Source organism: Marivirga tractuosa (genome assembly GCF_042140215.1).
GTDB lineage: Bacteria > Bacteroidota > Bacteroidia > Cytophagales > Cyclobacteriaceae > Marivirga > Marivirga tractuosa_A.
Genome location: NZ_CP159478.1, coordinates 1058333 through 1077596 on the forward strand (window position 1 = coordinate 1058333; position 19264 = coordinate 1077596).

General features: G+C 35.7%; 17 protein-coding genes and 1 tRNA gene. 8 read left to right on the forward strand and 10 right to left on the reverse strand.

The annotated features are described in order from the left end of the window. The first annotated feature begins 43 nt into the window (after positions 1-43). A complete protein-coding gene (locus ABWH96_RS04820) occupies positions 44-286 on the forward strand; it encodes a hypothetical protein (protein WP_013453857.1) in 243 nt (80 codons plus the stop codon). 3 nt (positions 287-289) lie between these two features. Here ABWH96_RS04820 and ABWH96_RS04825 read toward each other — a convergent pair whose 3' ends face one another. The 8 genes from ABWH96_RS04825 to ABWH96_RS04860 all read right to left on the reverse strand — a co-directional run bounded on the left by ABWH96_RS04825 (position 290) and on the right by ABWH96_RS04860 (position 11864). Next, positions 290-1183: a bile acid:sodium symporter family protein gene (locus tag ABWH96_RS04825; protein ID WP_375580364.1), complete on the reverse strand. Its 894-nt coding sequence runs from the start codon at positions 1181-1183 to the stop codon at positions 290-292. A 196-nt stretch (positions 1184-1379) separates the two neighbouring features. After that, positions 1380-4244, reverse strand: coding sequence for an excinuclease ABC subunit UvrA (uvrA, locus tag ABWH96_RS04830; protein ID WP_375580365.1), 2865 nt, complete (start codon positions 4242-4244; stop codon positions 1380-1382). 430 nt (positions 4245-4674) lie between these two features. Beyond that, the gene (gene lgt, locus ABWH96_RS04835; protein WP_375580366.1) at positions 4675-5481 is read right to left on the reverse strand and encodes a prolipoprotein diacylglyceryl transferase; all 807 of its coding nucleotides are present in this window, start codon (positions 5479-5481) and stop codon (positions 4675-4677) included. Next, complete coding sequence (locus ABWH96_RS04840; protein ID WP_308350900.1) at positions 5482-5949, reverse strand: Lrp/AsnC ligand binding domain-containing protein; 468 nt, start codon at positions 5947-5949, stop codon at positions 5482-5484. Positions 5950-7329: 1380 nt separating this feature from the next. Next, on the reverse strand, positions 7330-7593 hold the full coding sequence (locus tag ABWH96_RS04845; protein ID WP_375580367.1) for a hypothetical protein: 264 nt from the start codon (positions 7591-7593) through the stop codon (positions 7330-7332). A 307-nt stretch (positions 7594-7900) separates the two neighbouring features. Next, positions 7901-10498 carry an ATP-dependent Clp protease ATP-binding subunit gene (locus ABWH96_RS04850; protein WP_375580368.1) on the reverse strand — a complete coding sequence of 866 codons (2598 nt, stop codon included), beginning with the start codon at positions 10496-10498 and terminating at the stop codon, positions 7901-7903. A gap of 90 nt (positions 10499-10588) precedes the next feature. After that, positions 10589-11218: a WbqC family protein gene (locus ABWH96_RS04855; protein ID WP_375580369.1), complete on the reverse strand. Its 630-nt coding sequence runs from the start codon at positions 11216-11218 to the stop codon at positions 10589-10591. Positions 11219-11240: 22 nt separating this feature from the next. Then, a complete protein-coding gene (locus ABWH96_RS04860) occupies positions 11241-11864 on the reverse strand; it encodes an L-threonylcarbamoyladenylate synthase (protein WP_375580370.1) in 624 nt (207 codons plus the stop codon). A 94-nt stretch (positions 11865-11958) separates the two neighbouring features. Between ABWH96_RS04860 and mltG the strand changes: the two genes are divergently transcribed. The 7 genes from mltG (at position 11959) to ABWH96_RS04895 (ending at position 16252) form a co-directional block, all read left to right on the forward strand. Further along, positions 11959-12993, forward strand: a complete 1035-nt coding sequence (gene mltG / locus ABWH96_RS04865; protein ID WP_375580371.1) for an endolytic transglycosylase MltG — start codon at positions 11959-11961, stop codon at positions 12991-12993. Between the two features lie 3 nt (positions 12994-12996). After that, the gene (locus ABWH96_RS04870) at positions 12997-13401 is read left to right on the forward strand and encodes an acyl-CoA thioesterase (protein WP_375580372.1); all 405 of its coding nucleotides are present in this window, start codon (positions 12997-12999) and stop codon (positions 13399-13401) included. Positions 13402-13475: 74 nt separating this feature from the next. Next, the gene (locus tag ABWH96_RS04875; protein ID WP_375580373.1) at positions 13476-14333 is read left to right on the forward strand and encodes a YihY/virulence factor BrkB family protein; all 858 of its coding nucleotides are present in this window, start codon (positions 13476-13478) and stop codon (positions 14331-14333) included. Positions 14334-14419: 86 nt separating this feature from the next. Next, a tRNA-Ser gene (locus ABWH96_RS04880) sits at positions 14420-14504 on the forward strand. A gap of 244 nt (positions 14505-14748) precedes the next feature. Beyond that, positions 14749-14952, forward strand: a complete 204-nt coding sequence (locus tag ABWH96_RS04885; RefSeq protein WP_375580374.1) for a helix-turn-helix transcriptional regulator — start codon at positions 14749-14751, stop codon at positions 14950-14952. Continuing rightward, positions 14949-15278 carry a HipA N-terminal domain-containing protein gene (locus ABWH96_RS04890; protein WP_375580375.1) on the forward strand — a complete coding sequence of 110 codons (330 nt, stop codon included), beginning with the start codon at positions 14949-14951 and terminating at the stop codon, positions 15276-15278. The genes ABWH96_RS04885 and ABWH96_RS04890 overlap by 4 nt, the downstream gene beginning before the upstream one ends. A gap of 50 nt (positions 15279-15328) precedes the next feature. After that, entirely contained in the window at positions 15329-16252 is a 924-nt protein-coding gene (locus ABWH96_RS04895) for a type II toxin-antitoxin system HipA family toxin (RefSeq protein ID WP_375580376.1), read from the forward strand. A 598-nt stretch (positions 16253-16850) separates the two neighbouring features. Here ABWH96_RS04895 and ABWH96_RS04900 read toward each other — a convergent pair. Together ABWH96_RS04900 and ABWH96_RS04905 are read right to left on the reverse strand one after the other, a co-directional pair. Further along, complete coding sequence (locus ABWH96_RS04900) at positions 16851-17549, reverse strand: energy transducer TonB (protein ID WP_375580377.1); 699 nt, start codon at positions 17547-17549, stop codon at positions 16851-16853. A gap of 240 nt (positions 17550-17789) precedes the next feature. Beyond that, entirely contained in the window at positions 17790-19121 is a 1332-nt protein-coding gene (locus ABWH96_RS04905; RefSeq protein WP_375580378.1) for a M24 family metallopeptidase, read from the reverse strand. Positions 19122-19264: the final 143 nt, after the last annotated feature.

Here is a 19264-nt window from a genome sequence, read left to right on the forward strand (position 1 = left end):
AGTAAGAAATAAATTTTGGCATAAGCCATAAGGAACAAATATTATGTTTAAATTTTTATTAATCCTTTTTTTGGTAGGATATCTTATTTTCAAAATAGGAGGATTTCTGTTTAGGTTGTTTTTAGGGCGAACTTACAAAGCAGCTCAGGAAAGACAATATAAGCAAAACAACAAGGGTAGAACCACTAAAGATGGGATTAATATTGACCACGTTCCCAATCAGAAAGGGAAAAGAACCGGTGGGAATTTCAAAGGTGGTGAATATGTGGATTATGAGGAGCTTTAATTACTAAGCAAACACCTTCTTACCTGACCAAATAAATGCTAAAATCAATCCGGCAACGATATGCCAAATACCCCACCATCCGGCAATGATGGCCATTCCGCCAATTCCATCGAAGAAGTTAAATATTAAAACTAATCCTAAGCCAGAATTTTGGATACCTGTTTCTATGGAAATGGCTTTACGCTCGCTTTCCTCCAATCCACCCAATTTTGCCATCCAATAGCCACTTAAGAAGGCTAATCCATTATGGATTAAGACGATCACAAAAATGACATGAATGTATTCTAAGAAGTAGTTGGCATTTTTCATGAATGCAATTACCACAAAGGCTGCAAATATCACGATTGATAGTATATTAACTGGTTTTCTGATTTTTTGTGCTATTGTAGGTTTATATTTTGCAAAGCTTACGCCTAAGATAACTGGTATAACTATCAGATAGATTATTGTGGAGAACATATCCCAAATATTCAAAGATATGCTACTTTTTAATCCTTCGGTGCTGCTAACAAAGGATGACCAAAAAGCAAAACTTAAGGGTGTCATGAAAATAGCTGCAGATGTCGTCATAGCTGTTAAACTTACTGATAAGGCTGCATTTCCTCCTGCCAGTTTGCTGATGAAGTTACTGATATTTCCACCTGGGCAGCAGGCGACTAATATCATTCCCAGCGCCATGCTTGGTCGAGGTTCAAAAATAAAAATCAATATTAAGGTAATAATAGGCAAAACCACCCATTGTGATACCAATCCTATAATTGATGCTTTAGGATTGAGTAATACCCGTTTGAAATCCTCTACCTTCAAGTCCAGCGCCACGCCAAACATGATAAAGCCCAGCAAAAAATTTAACAGCAATAAACCTTCACTATTGAAGTTAAGTGATACTTCATCCATATTCATTCAGCCAATATATAAAAAATTATGCTGAGGACATTGAAAAAATCATAGGTTTCAATTCAATTTCGTGAAGTTTATATCCAGCAATATTATTAGCTTTTAAAAACACAAAGACTGATCCTTCGGTCTGACGGTTTTCCACCGTCTGACCGATAAATAGAATAACTAGCTAAAAGGAACGGCAGTTAGAATTTCACTCCATCAATTCAGCTTTCAAGAACTTTCCCGTATAACTATTTTCTATTTTGATCAATTTTTCAGGCGTTCCCGTAAATACAATTGAACCACCACCTGTACCACCCTCAGGTCCTAAGTCGATGATATAGTCTGCTACTTTTATGACGTCCATATTGTGTTCTATCACTAAAACAGTATTTCCTTTATCCACCAATTTTTGTAAAACTTCTAGCAGATGTTCAATGTCTTGAAAGTGAAGTCCAGTAGTTGGTTCATCTAAGATGTAGAATGTGTTTCCAGTATCCTTTTTCGATAATTCCGTTGCTAATTTCACTCTTTGCGCCTCACCACCGGAAAGTGTAGTGGCATGTTGTCCTAAAGTGATGTAGCCTAATCCAACTTCTGAAAGGGTTTGAATTTTCCTTAAAATTTTAGGCTGATTAGTAAAAAAATCAACCGCTTGTTCAACGGTCATATCCAAAACATCTGAAATTGATTTTCCTTTAAAGCGAACTTCCAGCGTTTCTCTATTGTATCTTTTGCCTTTGCAAGTCTCGCAAGGAACGTGAACATCTGGCAAGAAGTCCATTTCAATCAATTTCATGCCAGCTCCTTCGCAAGTTTCGCATCTTCCGCCTTTCACATTGAATGAGAATCTACCTGGCTTATAGCCTCTTATTTTAGCTTCAGGCAAATTGCTAAACAAAGCCCTGATGTCTGTAAAAACTCCCGTATAAGTTGCTGGATTAGATCTTGGAGTTCTGCCAATTGGAGATTGATCCACTTCAATCACTTTATCCAAATGCTCCAAACCTTTAATGGATTGATGTTCCATGGGGTCTTTTTTGGAACGATAGAATTTCTGATTAAGAATAGGGTATAGCGTATCGTGTATTAAGGTAGATTTTCCGCTTCCTGAAACACCTGTCACACACATCATGGTACCCAAAGGAAAATCAACATTTACATTTTGTAGATTATTACCTTTAGCTCCTTTTAGTTGAAGTTTCTTGCCATTGCCTTTTCTTCTTTCTTTAGGGATTTCAATTTTTAAATCCCCAGTTAAATATTTCGCAGTCTTACTTCCTTGCTTTAAAAATTCTTCTGGAGTTCCTGCAGCTACAATTTTTCCGCCATGTCTGCCTGCGCCAGGTCCAATATCCAAAATAAAATCAGAAGCCAACATCATATCTTTATCGTGCTCGACTACCATCACAGTATTACCTAAATCTCTTAAGTCTTTTAAAGCAGAAATGAGTTTAGTATTGTCTCTTTGATGAAGTCCAATACTCGGTTCATCCAGAATATAGAGAACGCCTACCAGCTGAGTCCCGATTTGTGTTGCCAATCTAATTCTTTGAGCTTCTCCACCTGAAAGGGTTTTAAGTGGACGGTCGAGTGATAAATAATCCAATCCAACATCCAGCATAAAACCTACTCGCTTCCGGATTTCTTTTAAAACTTCAGCTCCAATTAGGTTTTGCTTATCAGAAAGTCTTTTTTCAATATCTTCAAACCATTCTCCTAATTTGCTTATGCTCATTAGCGCCAATTCGGAGATGTTTTTTCCGTCAATCAGAAAGTGAAGTGATTCTTTCTTCAATCGCTGACCATTACAATCGGGGCATAGTTGAATAACTGTATATTCTTCAAGCCAATCCCGCATTTTATCAGTACCGCTTTCCTGTTGTTTCTGCAAAAATTTGATAATGCCTTCGAAACTAGTACTCCATTGCGTGCCTGGGTATTTTTTGGAACTGACTTCTACTTTCATCTTGCTGCCATAAAGCAATATATCTAAAACTTCCTCTGGAAATTTTTCGATAGGTGTAGTCAGATTTACATCAGTATTTTTCAGTAATGCATCTATTTTCTTAAAAATCCAGATGTCTCGGTATTCACCCAAAGGTGCGATTCCACCTCTGCTAATACTCAATTTCGGATTTGGGATTACGGTTTCTTTGGTAATGTTTTCTAATTCTCCCAAGCCTTTGCAAGTTGGGCAAGCGCCATAAGGAGAATTAAAAGAGAAACTATTGGGAGCTGGTTCATCATAAGCTAAACCTGTTTCTGGATCCATCAGGTTTTGAGAGAAATGTTGAATGTTTCCATCCGTATCTCGCACCATCATGATGCCATTTCCGTGCTTTAAGGCAGTTTTCACCGATTGAGTGATGCGGTATTTGTCTTTTTCACTGACTACAATCCTATCCACTACAATCTCAATATCATGTGTTTTGTATCGATCTACCTGCATGCGGGCATCAATTTCCAGAATCACACCATCCACACGAGCTTTTGTAAAGCCCATTTTCCGTATCTGCTGGAAGAGCTCTCGGTAATGTCCTTTTCTACCTTTTACCACTGGTGCTAATATGCTCAATTTAGCATCAGGAAATTCACTGATTAAATGCCCGATAATTTGATCTTCCGTTTGGCGCTGCATTTTCTTACCTGTTTTGTAAGAAACGGCTTCACCTGCACGGGCATAAAGCACCCGCAAAAAATCATAAATTTCGGTAAGAGTCCCAACCGTTGAGCGTGGGTTTTTAGAGGTTGTTTTTTGTTCAATCGAAATAACAGGAGAGAGTCCGTTGATTTTATCTACATCAGGTCGCTCCATATTGCCGATGAAAGAGCGGGCATAGGCAGAAAAACTTTCCATATAGCGTCTTTGCCCTTCCGCATAAATGGTGTCAAAAGCTAAACTTGATTTGCCACTGCCGCTAATTCCAGTCACAACAACAAGCTTATCACGAGGAATTGAAATATCTATATTTTTAAGATTATGCTCCCTGGCGCCAATTACTTCAATGTATTCTTCCTGACTGGCTGTGGTTGTATTTTTGACTTTATGATCTGCTTCTTTCGTTAAACTCATTCTCTAAATTTATAACCTGCTAATTTACAAAATAGCATAGAGGATTGTTTGGTTTTGGGAAAGATTTATTTTGGAATGGTATTGAGTTTTAAGTACGTATTGCAAGTCTACCTAAGCACACGCGACACGCGTGCGCTAACTTTCGGATATTCTTCACTATTTACCATAAGTTCCAGAGGAACGACCTTATGAGATATGAATTAGCCCCAAGTTCTCAATGAGAGTCTCATTTAAACATGACTTTTAAAAAAGAAGACTATGATTTTATTGAAACTTTTTAGGCAATAAGGTCGCTCCTACGGAGCTTTGGAAATGTCTATAGTTTAAAGTTACCATAATTAGGCTCCTATGGAGCCATAAACAGGCAGTATATGGTATTTATGAATTGCTTACTCCGCTGGCGCATGCGTGTCGCGTGTGCCAAGTAGAATTAATATCTCCTCTTCACCCCAAACCAAATAAATACTAATCCTAAAATAACATAAGGAATACTTAGCCATTGCCCCATATTAAGAGCCATATTGGCTTCGAATGCAGACTGGTCTGCTTTTACGAATTCTATAAAAAATCTTGCTGTGAACATTAGAACCAGCATTAATCCTAATATAAATCCTTTTTGAAATTTTTGTTTTTTGTCTAACCAAAATAGAATTCCGAATATTACTAAATAGGAGAGGGCTTCATATAATTGTGCGGGATGTCGTGGAATATTGTCTATGCTAGTGAAAATAAAAGCCCAGCTCACATTAGTAGGATTTCCATAAATTTCTGAGTTCATTAAATTACCTAAGCGAATACAAACTGCAGCTAAAGGAATTACTAAAGCGATGGTATCTAAAATCCAAAGTTTTGAGATTTTTTCTCGCCATGCAAAAATTAAAAGAGCAATTATGACTCCCACACCACCACCATGGCTAGCCAATCCACGATAACCAATAAATTCAAATGAAGGAGAAAAGCTGAAAGGAAGTAGAATTTCCAATAAATGATTTTGATAGTAATCCCAATCGTAGAAAATGCAATGCCCTAATCGAGCACCGATGATTGTTCCCACTACTAGATAAACTGCTAGATTATCGAGTAATTTTATATTGACATTATCTCTGTTAAAACGCCATTTTACAAACTGATAGCCTAAAACAAAGCCTAATCCGAAGAGTACTGAATACCATCTTAATTGGTAAAAGCCAAAATCTATTAATGTTCCATCGGGGTTCCAGATGATATAATTGAGCATTTATTTCCTATTAAGTTGAACTTGTCTATTTATACTTTCCTCCAAAGATATAAAAGTCTCCGTTCTTTCAATTCCTTCTATGGGCTGAATAAAGTCGTGCAATATATTTTTTAAGTGATTAGTATCTCTGCAAACTATTTTCACAAACATAGAGTAGGCTCCCGTGGTATAATGGCAGTCCACTATTTCGGGAATGGCTTTTAAAGCCGATACCACATCATCATATAAAGAGCTTTTTTGCAAATATACTCCCAAGAAAGCGGTCACATCCAAACCTAATTTAGATAAATCCACTTGTAATTGAGAGTTTTTAATTAAGCCTAATTTTTCCATTTTTCGCATTCTAACATGCACAGTTCCAGGCGAAACAAAGACTTCTTCTGCTACTTCGGTGAAAGGTCTGCGTGCATCCTGCATCAAGATGTTTAATATGGCTAAATCGGTATTATCAAGTTGATAATTTTCCATAGGTTTTAAAGTATTAATTTATTGAATAGTCAAATAATATCCTTTAAAATTACGAATACTGTATTTATTTTCAAATAATATTAAATAATATTTAACGTATTGATGTTTTTATTACCTTTGAAATTTCAGAAAGGCAAAAAGTGCCTCACCCACCGAAGCTATAGCAAAGGTGGGTATAGATATTGAAACGATGATTAAACCAACCTACGCTAAAGCTACGGTTGGGAAACCTTGTAAGGTGATGGAATTGGCAAACATGCCCTCCTGTCTCGGGGGTGGAGGTTTGGGAAAAAGCGCGGACATTTCACGATAATTTGTATAACAGTTTATCGTGGAAACTGTAGCCTAACTGCTCCTTGAAGGTTCGAATCCTTCCCTTACAGCAAATAGTGGTTATTCTTTTTACTTGATTAAAAAGAATCAAAAAATCAAGACAAAACAATGCTACAGCGCAATTGCTATCGCTGGCCCGCTGTTTTGTCTTCCCACCCGCTTATTAAGCTTCGCTTAATGTTGGGGTTGCATTTTATAGATGTTTCATCAAGTAATTGATATTGATTTATAAAAAAAAAGGGAGAAGATTATATATTGTAAGGTGATGGAATTGGCAAACATGCCCTCCTATCTCGGGGGTGGAGAATTTGGGATAAAGCGAAGGTATCCCACGATAATTTTCTTAGTTGTAGTTTATCGTGGAAACTGTAGCCTAACTGCTCCTTGGAGGTTCGAATCCTCCCCTTACAGCTAGAGTTTACAAAAAATGGCAAACAAGAGGTTTGTAAAGATTGAAACAATGGATAATTGGAAAGCTCTGAGTTATTTTGACAAGGGGCTTTTTAAGATGTCATTTACCTTGTAAGGTGATGGAATTGGCAAACATGCCCTCCTATCTCGGGGGTGGAGGTTTGGGAAAAAGCGCAGGCATTTCACGATAATTTGTATAACAGTTTATCGTGGAAACTGTAGCCTAACTGCTCCTTGGAGGTTCGAATCCTCCCCTTACAGCAAAAGCTGGATTTCTTTATATTATTTAAAAGGTTGTCCGCAGGCGTCTAAAGACGCTTAAAATGTCTCGCAAAGTCGCTGAGGCGCAAAGTTTTCGCAAAGAGAACAAATTAATCTTCTTGTAGATTTAGCAAGGAGTAACATCCTTTAGATAAATGGTCTGATATGGATGAGGATTTTGGTAAATATTGTAAGGTGATGGAATTGGCAAACATGCCCTCCTGTCTCGGGGGTGGAGGTTTGGGAAAAAGCGCAGACATTTCACGATAATTTGTATAACAGTTTATCGTGGAAACTGTAGCCTAACTGTTCCTTGGAGGTTCGAATCCTCCCCTTACAGCTAATATCCACCGAAGCTTTAGCCTAGGTGGGTAATTACCTGTAAAGATAAATCCCGTTAAAATTTGATTTGCTCATCTTACAAGTCTGCACACCTTGTGCAATGAAATGAAACAAAATTTCCTTTGCCGTATCCATGTCGCACATTTGATAAGATATCTCTTCCTGAATTTCTAGCCTAGAAACTCTCTCTAAAGAAGCAATTCCTATTTTCCATTCATTAACAGCAGTTTCGCTTAATTCGATTTGATGGTTGAATTTATCGATGATATTGGCTTTGTTTACAGAGGTCGTATGCATGATTTGATGATTTTTTGTACTGTAAAACTCGTCTAAAACACTCGTATTTCAAAATAACTCAATATATTATCGTTTAAATTCAATATATGAGGTATCAATTTGACTAATGCAAGGATGGATAAAGTGATTTACAGATGTAAGTTTTGGCTGGATTAAAGGAATATTGGTTGATAGTCTAGTGTATATTTTAATCAGAGATTAAAATGGATAGATTCCTTTCTTCAAAGGAATAGCCTGTCCCGCACATTAAGTCGGGAACGCACAAAAAAAAGGAAGTAGAAATATGATTTACAAAAAAAGAGGCTGATTAATCAGCCTCTTTTTTGTTTTCTTGGTTAGTGTCCTCTTTATCTTGGTCTTTCTTACTTTTCTTATCTTCTTTCTTTTTTTTCTTCGATTTGATAAAGAGTGTTTCTGCTTTACCATCATGATCAGCTATGATGGAGTCACCAATTTTTATACTTTCGTTTAAGATCTCTTCCGCAACCAAGTCTTCCAGATATTTTTGGATGGCTCTGTTCAATGGCCTTGCACCATATTGCTGATCATAACCTTTCTTGGATAAGAAATCTTTAGCTGCATCCGTTAAATCAATATCATAACCTAAAGACAACATTCTGTCAAAGACTTTCTTCAATGAGATGTCAATGATTTTGTGTAAATGTTCTCTTTCAAGATGATTAAATACGATTACATCATCCAGCCTATTCAAAAACTCAGGACTGAATGCTTTTTTCAGTGCATTTTGAATAGTGGATTTCATTACCTCATTTGAATTATCTTCTTTGGCGCTATTTGAGAAACCAATTCCAGCTCCAAAATCTTTCAAGTCACGAACTCCAATGTTAGAAGTCATAATAATGATTGTATTTCTAAAGTCTACTCTTCTTCCGAGTCCATCAGTTAAAATACCGTCATCTAATACTTGCAACAATAAGTTGAATACATCTGGGTGAGCTTTTTCAATCTCATCCAAAAGGACTACGGAATAAGGCTTTCTTCTCACTTTCTCAGTAAGCTGACCACCTTCTTCGTAACCTACATAGCCTGGAGGTGCTCCGACTAATCTCGATACGGAAAATTTCTCCATGTATTCACTCATATCAATTCTGATAAGAGCATCTTCCTTATCGAATAAATAAGTAGAAAGAACTTTAGCTAACTCAGTTTTACCTACACCAGTTGGACCTAAGAAAACGAATGAACCAATCGGTTTTTTCGGATCTTTTAAACCAATTCTTGTCCTCTGAATGGCTTTAGATAATTTTCCAATCGCTTCATCTTGGCCGATGACTTGCTTTTTCAAATCATCGCCCATTCCTTTAAGCTTTACACTTTCGTTTTGAGCCACTCGCTTGGTTGGAACACCCGTCATCATCGCAATTACTTCTGCAACATTGTCTTCGCTTACTGTATATCGCTTAGCTTTGGTGTCTTCCTCCCATTTTCTTTTCTCAGTTTCAAGCTCATCAATCAGCTTTTTCTCAGTATCTCTAAGTCGAGCCGCTTCCTCATATTTCTGACTTCTAACAACTTGATTTTTTTCTTTTTTGATGTCCTCTATGGAAGCTTCTAATTTTACAATAGCATCAGGGACATGAATATTATTCAAGTGAACTCTTGCTCCTGCTTCATCCATTACATCAATGGCTTTATCAGGTAAAAATCTATCAGAGATATATCGATCACTTAATCTCACGCAAGATTCAATCGCTTCATCTGTAAAATTAACATTATGATGCTCTTCGTATTTATCTTTGATGTTCATTAGTATCTCCCTTGTTTCTTCAGGAGTGGTAGCATCTACCATTACCATTTGGAAACGTCTGGCTAATGCACCATCTTTTTCAATATATTGTCGATACTCATCTAATGTTGTAGCACCAATACATTGAATTTCTCCTCTGGCTAATGCCGGTTTGAACATATTACTGGCATCCAAAGAACCTGAAGCACCACCTGCACCCACTATGGTGTGCAACTCATCAATGAATAAGATCACATTCGGAGATTTCTCCAGCTCATTCATCACGGCTTTCATTCTTTCTTCGAACTGACCTCTATATTTTGTTCCAGCTACTAATGAAGCCAAATCCAAGGTTACCACTCTTTTACCAAAAAGAACCCTAGAAACTTTTCTTTGAACAATCCTTAAAGCTAAACCTTCGGCTATGGCAGTTTTACCAACACCTGGTTCACCTATTAAGATCGGATTATTTTTCTTTCTTCTTGATAAGATTTGGGCTACACGCTCAATTTCTTTTTCACGACCTACTATAGGATCTAACTTATCTTCCTCAGCCATTTTGGTCAAATCGCGGCCAAAATTATCCAAAACAGGTGTTTTAGATTTTTCGCTAGTTTTAGATCCACCTGATCCTCCACTACTTGTTTCTCTTGAGCCACTTCCGAATATTTTTCCAGAATCCTCATCACTATCTTCAGTATCAGAAGATGCCATAGGATTTTGAGTTTGATATTCTAAAAGCTCTTTTATAACATCGTAATTCACATCAAATTTCTCCATAACTTGAGAAGCGATATTATCTTCATCTCTTAAAATGGATAATAATAAATGCTCAGTTCCGATAAGTTGACTTTTAAAAATTTTAGCTTCCAAATAAGTAATTTTCAATACTTTTTCGGATTGCTTTGTTAGCGGTATATTGGCTAGATTTTTTACGTTATTTGTAGCAGTTCCCCTTGTACTTCGTTCTAATTCCCCTCGAAGTTCATCGAGCGAAACGCCAAGCTTTTTCAAGAGACTGATTGCTACGCCTTCTCCTTCTCTTACCATTCCTAATAGTAAGTGCTCTGTACCAATATAGTCGTGGCCTAATCTAAGCGCCTCTTCACGGCTCAAAGAAATTACCTCTTTAACTCTGTTTGAAAATTTTGCTTCCATATGCTTACTGCTCGATATTCTAACTTAATGCTCAAAGGCATATTTAAATGTAACTATTATAAAAACTAAATAAAAAACCTAAGGTTTAATTTATTTAATATTTGACTGCCGAATGACAGTTTTTGTATTCGGCCCTTCATTCATCAACAAATCTATAACACTTAAGTTCGGTTCAAAATTGTTGCCAAAACTCTGGTTGTAGTCTTTAGGTTTGAATAATTGGGCTAAAAATTCAGGTTTTTTAGGGTGTATTAACGACCTGGCATCCATAACGTTTCCAGAAACCTTTTTTTCATAGCTGCCGCTTTCGGTAATTTTTATTTTTTGGCCTGTGATTTTAAGACAGATTGTCAGTAAGTCTAAATTCAGATCCCATAAATAAAGATAGTCCTTTTCATAAATAGGTTGGAATTCATCTGCAAAAAATTCAAAATAGGGTGATTTACCGTAGCAAGTTTGAATACTTCTCCAATGTTTCTTATTCCAATTTTGGCTGTTGTCTATTTTTATGTCTTTTGATTTTATCTTTTTATTAGCTCCCTGAAGAGGTACAGTTAAAACCTCAATTTGCTGGGAAGATAATAGATGGCACCTATTTCGATAAGTTTGCTTTTCAAAAAACTCATTCGCCTCCAAAATCAATTCCTCTTTTTCCACTAGACTTGAAAAAAATGCTACGGAGGGTAAATATTGTAATTCTATTAAAATGGATTTCTGCATTTAAAATTAATTCCTCAGAAAATTATAAAATGATTTCACCTAATCCTTCTCTTAGAATTTCTGCAGGCTCTTTGGTGCAATCTATTACGGTAGAAGGATTATTATGGCCGTATCCGCCATCGATTACGACATCCACTAAGTTTTTGAAAGATTCATAGATTTCCTCTGGGTCAGTTGGGTATTCCACTATATCGTCATCATCTTTAATGGAAGTGGTGATAAGGGGGTTTCCTAAGGCTTTTACGATTGCAAGAGGTATATTATTGTTTGGAATTCTGATCCCAACCGTTTTTTTATTGGCATTGACGATTTTCGGTACATTACTATTAGCTGGTAATATAAATGTAAAAGGGCCAGGTAAATTTTTCTTCATCAACTTAAAAGTTGGGGTGGAAAGATTTTTCACATAATCCGAAATATGACTCATGTCTTCACAGATAAAGGATAGATTGATTTTTCCAGGCTTAATTCCTTTTACCCAGCAAAGTTTATCTATGGCTTTTCGGTTGGTCAAATCGCAACCCAAACCATAAATAGTATCAGTAGGATAAATTATAACTCCCCCATCTTTTAAAATGTCTATAATCTGTTGGATTTTCCTCGGGTCAGGATTTTCTTCGAATAATTTGATAAATTCAGCTGCCATACACAATATTAATCAATTTGAAATTAAATAGAATAGTTCAAGCCCAAACAAAATCCTTAAATTTGCATTTTAATTTAGGTCAATAGCAAAGTATATGAAAAGAAATAAATTTCTAATAGGTTTTGTGATAGTGTTTTCTATCCTTATAACCTCCTTCGTTTTCTATTTTTATCAAGTCTTTTTCTCTGAAAATATTTTGGTAGAAAAAGGGGATGAGATGATCTTGATAGAAGAGGACATGAATTTTCAAGATTTACAGGATATTGTTTACGATAGAGGCATAGTAAACGATATGCTGTCCTTCAGTTTTGTAGCAAAGCTTTTGGATTACCAAGAGAACATGAAGCCAGGTCTTTATCTGATGAAAAAGGACATGACCAACCTTCAAGCGATTAGAATGCTGAGAGCTGGAGAACAAATACCTACTACCACAACTTTTAATAATGTTAGACTAAAACCTGATTTGGCTGGAAAAATCACGGATAATTTACAGGCAGATTCGGTTGAGTTTTTAGCTTTATTGAATAATGATTCATTAATAAGTGCTTATGGTTTTACTCAGGAGAATATATTAAGTATGTTTATTCCTAATACCTATGAGGTGTATTATACCATTTCTGAACAGAGATTATTTGATAAGATGTATGCAGAATATCAAAAGTTTTGGACTGATGAAAGAAAGCGAAAGGCAGTAGCTCTAGGATTGTCTCCAACAGAAGTGAGTGCTTTGGCATCTATAGTGCAAGCGGAGAGTGTGCAATCAGATGAAAGACCTAAAATTGCAGAAGTGTATTTGAATAGATTAGAGAGGAATATGCGTTTGCAGGCAGATCCGGCTTTGGTTTATGCGGTAGGGGATTTTACCATTAAAAGAGTGTTGAATGTTCATAAGGATGTAGATTCGCCCTATAATTTATATAGATACAAAGGCTTACCTCCTGGGCCAATAAATCTTCCAGAAATTGAATCAATAGATGCAGTTTTAAATCCTGATGAACACAATTATATATATTTCTGTGCTAAACCTGATTTTTCAGGATACCATGCTTTTGCAACTAATTTAAGGCAGCATAATAATAATGCAAGAGCCTATCAAAATGCTTTAAATCGCTCAAATATTTACAAATAATTTATGTATCAATTTGAACACAAATTAAGGGTTCGCTATGCTGAAACCGACCAAATGGGCTATGTTTATTATGGAAACTATGCCACTTATTTTGAAGTCGCAAGGGCAGAATCTATCCGTAGCTTAGGATTATCTTATAGAGAAATTGAAGAGGAGGGCGTGATTATGCCTGTATTGGAGAATTATTCCAAGTATTTACGGCCTGCCCGGTACGATGATGAATTGACTATAAAATTATCTATTCCTAAGTTTCCTGATACTAGGATACGATATGAATATGAGGTTTTTAAAGAAGACAAATTAATTCATAAAGGATATACTGTATTGGTTTTTGTAAATAGAAATACAGGAAAACCTTGTCAGATGCCCGAAATATTGATTAAAATCATGAGTCCTTTTTTCAAATGAAGTTTAAATATTTAAAAATCATAATGTCCATTGGCTTTTTAAGAAGAACAATACACTTCTTAAAACGAAAGCGCTTGAAGAGGAGTGGGGTTTCTTATTTTAATTTAATTAAAATTTTTATTGGAGAATTAAGTGATCATAATTTGATTGAAAGAGCCAATAATGTTGCGTTTCAGTTTACATTGGCCATTTTCCCTGCCATTATATTCTTATTTACATTGATACCTGAATTGCCTATTGATAATTTGACCGAGGAGGTGATGAGCTTGCTTCAGGAAACCATGCCACCATCTATATATCAAGAGGCTGAATCCACCATTCATGATATATTGTCCAAATCGAGGGGAGGACTGCTATCCGTTGGTTTTATCTTTGCACTTTATTTTGCGACCAATGGAACTAGTGCATTAATGACGGCCTTTAATAAAACCTATCGCACCAAAGACAGTAGAGGATTTTTTAAGGCTAAAGCAATAGCGATTGGCTTAACTTTTCTATTAGCTTTTGTGCTATCCTTATCAATAGTCTTACTGATTGTTGCGCAGCAGTTGATATACTTTTTGGAGGATTTTGGAATTATAAGCGATAGTTTCGAGGTCTATATTTTCATTGGCTTAAGGTTTTTGGTTATATTCTTCCTTTTCCAGATAGCCATTTCAGTAATTTATTATTGGGCACCGGCAATCCATAAAAGATGGCACTTTTTTAATCCTGGCTCCATATTGGCCACCTTTTTATGCTTGGCCGTTTCTTTTGGGTTTTCCTTTTATATCAATAATTTCGGAACCTACAATAAGCTTTATGGTTCAATCGGAGCCTTAATTGCCATTATGATCTGGTTTTCCTTTTTGTCTTTATTTTTAATTGTAGGGCTGCAGTTGAATGTGAGTCTAGAGAAAGCGAGAATTAAGAATAAAATTAAAGCTGATTAATATTTTTTAAGATTCCGTTTGCACAAAAAATATTTTCACCTACATTTGCAATCCGATTCGCACAAAGCAAATCATTTTTACAATTTAGAGGCGTGGCAGAGTGGTCGATTGCGTTGGTCTTGAAAACCAATGTACCGCGAGGTACCGGGGGTTCGAATCCCTCCGCCTCTGCAATTAGCTAACCCGTAATTACTTTGAATATCAGGTAGTTACGGTTTTTTTTTATTCCAAAAAAGTCAAATAAAAATCAAATACGTACTGGAATATTTTTTCTAATCGGTAATATATTGCCGATAATATAAATATTCTGCCTTTATATCTTCACAAAATTTATAATCGGCAAAATATTGCCGTTTTGTTTGATTTCGATTCGTTTTTGTTGTTATTTGTTCAAAATCGGCAAAATATTGCTGGAATGGATAAAAAAGAATTAGGAAATAGCATACGAGAAAGAAGAAAATTCCTCAAAATCACGCAGGAAGATCTGGCTGATATTTCAGGAATATCGGAAAGGACATTACGTTCCATTGAAAAAGGAGAAGCCAATCCTGAGTTGGACAGTTTGTTGAACATCTGTGAAGTATTGGGATTGTCAATTGATACGAATGTGATGAAATGAGAAGGAGAGCTGCTATATATAACAATAAAGTATTAGCAGGCTACTTAGAAAAAACTAAGGAAGGTGAATATCTATTTCAATATGATGAAGAATATCTAGCAAATTCTGAGACTTCAGCCATCAGTTTAACGCTTCCTAAATCAGAGAAAATTTATAGATCTAAAGTACTGTTCCCTTTCTTTTTTGGGCTCCTATCAGAAGGAGTTAATAAGTTAACGCAGTGTAGGTTATTGAAAATTGATGAAGAAGATCATTTTAGCTTATTAATGAAAACTGCTAAAATTGATACCATTGGTGCTATCACAGTAAAAGAATTATCAGAATGAATTGTCCGGGCTGTTTGAAAGAAGTTGAAATTGGGTTTTGCAAAAAATGTTTGCAAGAGCTTTTTGATGGTCAAAAAGTAGCACATACTTTGTCTTTTAATTCTCCTTATGAAGAGAAATCTGATTCTTATCTAGAGCATACAAAGAAGATATCTATTTCAGGAGTTCAGGTAAAATATTCCTTAAGATTAGAAGATAATGAATTAAAACTGACGGATACTGGAGGACAGTATATTCTTAAACCCATTCCTACTGGCACATTCAAGTTTTTAGATCAAGCGCCAGCAAATGAGCATCTCACTATGCAAATCGCTAAGCAGTTATTTAAAATGAATGTCCCAGCTAATGCATTGATGGATTTTAAAGATGGTAGCCCAGCATATATAGTCCGTAGATTTGACCAAACTCATAATAAGAAAATCCAACAAGAAGATTTTGCACAAATTGCTCAGATGACTTCGGAAACGCATGGGGAAAACTACAAGTATGACTTATCTTATGAGGAGATTGCTGAACTCATCCAAAAATATATTCCTACTTATATAATAGAGCTAGAGAAATTCTTACGGATGATCTTGTTTAATTATGTATTTTCAAATGGTGATGCTCATTTAAAAAATTTCTCTGTTTTGCAATCCGAACAAGGTGATTATGTTTTAACTCCTGTATATGATCTTTTGTGCACTCGTATTCATTCACCAAGTGAATCAGACATGGCGCTGGATTTATTGACAGACGGCTTTTCAAATGCCTTTGAGGCTTCGGGGTTCTATACTTACCAGGACTTCTTTGAATTTGGTCAAAGAATTGGCATTAAAGATTCAAGAATCAGGAAAATACTAGCTGAATTTATTAAATCAAATAAGGCCGTTCACCAGCTTATTGAACAGTCATATTTAAATAATGAATGTAAAAAGCTATATGCAGATTACTATGAAGATAGATTGAAAAGAATGAACATGAACATGGAGTAAGCTTCATGGTCGTTTTAGCTGTTTACATTTTTGGCTTGTTCACGTTACGTGAACATCTTTGTTTTGTGAACATATAAGAAAATTTGATCGAGGTGAAACACTTAATTAGGGTGAAACATTTGCTAGCATAATTTGGCATCTATTCTAAATATACATTTAGCCTTGTCAGTTCCTTTCAAGCGAGTATTATGAGTGATGGAGAAATTCTGCGTAAAGGTAGATATGAGGAAACTGAGAGGTGTTTTTTTTGAAGTTTTGACCGAAGTCAAAATTAAATTCAAGAAAAATAGAATTTATTTTTTCTAGGGGGACAGGGGTTCAAATCCAAAAGGGATTCCTTAAAGTGTTTCACTTTTGTTTCACTTATTAATTTTAAACGTAAGTAATGTATTGATATACAGTATTTTATAAGATTTAATAACAATCCCTCCGCCTCTGCATAAAAAAGTTAAAACCGTCTATATGGACGGTTTTTGCGTTTATGGGTGTCAAATTGTTAATGCTCTAAATATAAAACATCAGGCTGATGTTGGTTCACTTTACTCTTCAACTATAATAACCTGATGCTGAATTTCCTCAAGTTTATACTGATTTAGAACTATTTTTGTCTTAGTATAAAACGAATAGGAATTACTTTTCTTGATCGAACGGCTCTTCCTCTTTGTTTGGCAGGATTCCATTTAGGAGAATTCTTTACTACCTCGATGGCTAATTCGTCACAACCTCCTCCAATTCCTTTCACAGCTTGAACCTGTGTGATGCTACCATCTTTTTCAACTACAAATTGTATATAAACTACTCCCTCAATATTCATTCTAGCTGCAGCAGTAGGGTAGTTATCGGTAAGTTGATCTCCTACATACGCATAGAAGGCTTTAATTCCACCTACAGGCGCTGCGTCTTGTTCCACTATCATAAAAATTTTATCCGCTTCTTCTTCAGGAGGTTCAGTTTCTAAATCTTCTTCAAATGTTACCTGCTCGATTTTTGTATCCTCGTTCATTTCAATATCCAATTTTAGATCCAAATCCTCTAAAATCAATTCTTCATTGGCAACTTCAATAATCTTGGGTAATTGGATTTTTGGAGGTGGTGGAGGTGGCTGTGTTGTAGGAGGAATCTCAATTATTTCATTTGTTGTTTTATTTAAACTTCCTAAATCTAGTACTGTAGCATTTTCATATGTTTTATATTGAAATACTGCAAAAACTACAGAAATTGAAATCATTAAACCGAAATTGAAAAAAACATTTTTCAATCGGTATATATCAACTCGGGGGTTTTTCTTTGCTTCCATGATTTCTACCTTTTAAATTCAATAACATCTACCTTGGGTGATTAAATTGTTTACTTAAAATACGAAATCAGGGGGTGAAAGAATAGTTAAGTATCTGGTAAATAGGTAGTTTTTGTATTAATCATGGAAAAGGATGACCAATGTCATCAAATAGATGGTTTTTAAAATTTTCTTAAATAATTAATCAAAAGAATATTGCCAGTGTTCAAAGCAATTAGATGCAATCACTATTTTTAGTAGCTATTTTTTGATTAAAATTAATTCTTCTTGTGGTTCTGTAAGATATTCAGCTCCATCTTCTGTCACCACCACCATTTCCTCAACAGAAATCGTTTTTTCACCGCCTTCAATTTCCCAGGCATAAAAACCGTCATAAGCGAATACCATTCCTTCTTTTAAAGGTTTCAGTGAAGCTTTGGAAGGAGTGATGCCTTCCTTTCCACCACCAAGTGAGGGACCAACATCATGAGCAACATAGCCAACAGGATGTCCAGTGCTCCATGGGACTGGTAAAGAACCATTTTCTTTCATCCATTCTCTTTGAGCTTTATCCAACTCAAAACCAGAAACGCCAGGCTTCATATTTTCAAATACCAATCGATGCCCTCTTTTCGCTACATCCCAATAACGCTGGATTTCTTCTGGAGCTTTTTCTTCTCCCTCTTTCAATACATAGGCAAAACGCTGTATGTCGGTTACCCAGATACCATAAACTTTGATTCCAAAATCTGTTTGAATCACATCTCCAGGCATGATTACTTTATCAGTGGCATGTGAATGTCCTCTGTCTGAACCAGAGTTCACGTTCGGATTTTGCTCGGGATTCCAACCGTCTTCATAGCCATAAGTTTTGATTTTGTCATTTAAGAATTTCGCAACTTCAGCATCAGTGGTCTTACCAGGGATTATCATTTCATAAGCTTCAACTTCCCACTGAGCTGTTATTTCTGATGCTTTCCGCATAATTTCAACTTCCTCAGGTAATTTGATAGAGAGCCATTCATAGACTAATTCTTCAGAAGAAACCAATTTCCTCTCAAAATCATCGCCAAAGCTTTGAGCTAATTTTTTGTATTGACTATGGCTTAAACCATCTGCAGTTGAATTAGCGGTACTCACGTTGATTGCAATCTTTTCAGGCTTAAGAGACTTAACATACTCAGTTGCCAATTGAAAAACATCTTGTTCTCTTGAAACACTGATAATGCTATCATGTAATTCCAATTCACGCAAAGCAGTAACTTCCCCAAAAGATGAAAAGACAGTAGATTGAAATTTGTCATTTGATTTGGAGAAAACATAAAATGAAGTTCCACCAGCATTCTCTCCCCCAATGTGTAATGCCATTGGGTCATTATTATTTTCCCGACAAATCACCATCCAAGCATCTACCTCAGCTCTTTCCATGGCTTCTGGTAATAAATGATTAATTCGCTTTTTGCGGATTTCCGGCCAAGGGTTTTTACCCGTGAAAGGGTTGTCTATTTTCTCGCCCTGTTTTTCCTCAAAATTCGGATTTTGACAGGAGAAAGTAAGAATGAGGGAAATCAGGATTAGTAAAGTGGTTTTCATCTGAAGAATCATTAGGTTTCAATAAGCAATTTACATTTTTATTTGAATTGCATAAAAAAGCCCTAATCATTTCTGAAAAGGGCTTTTAATTGAATTTTAAACTTATTTGTAATCTAATAATTAGATTACAAATATTTTTTATT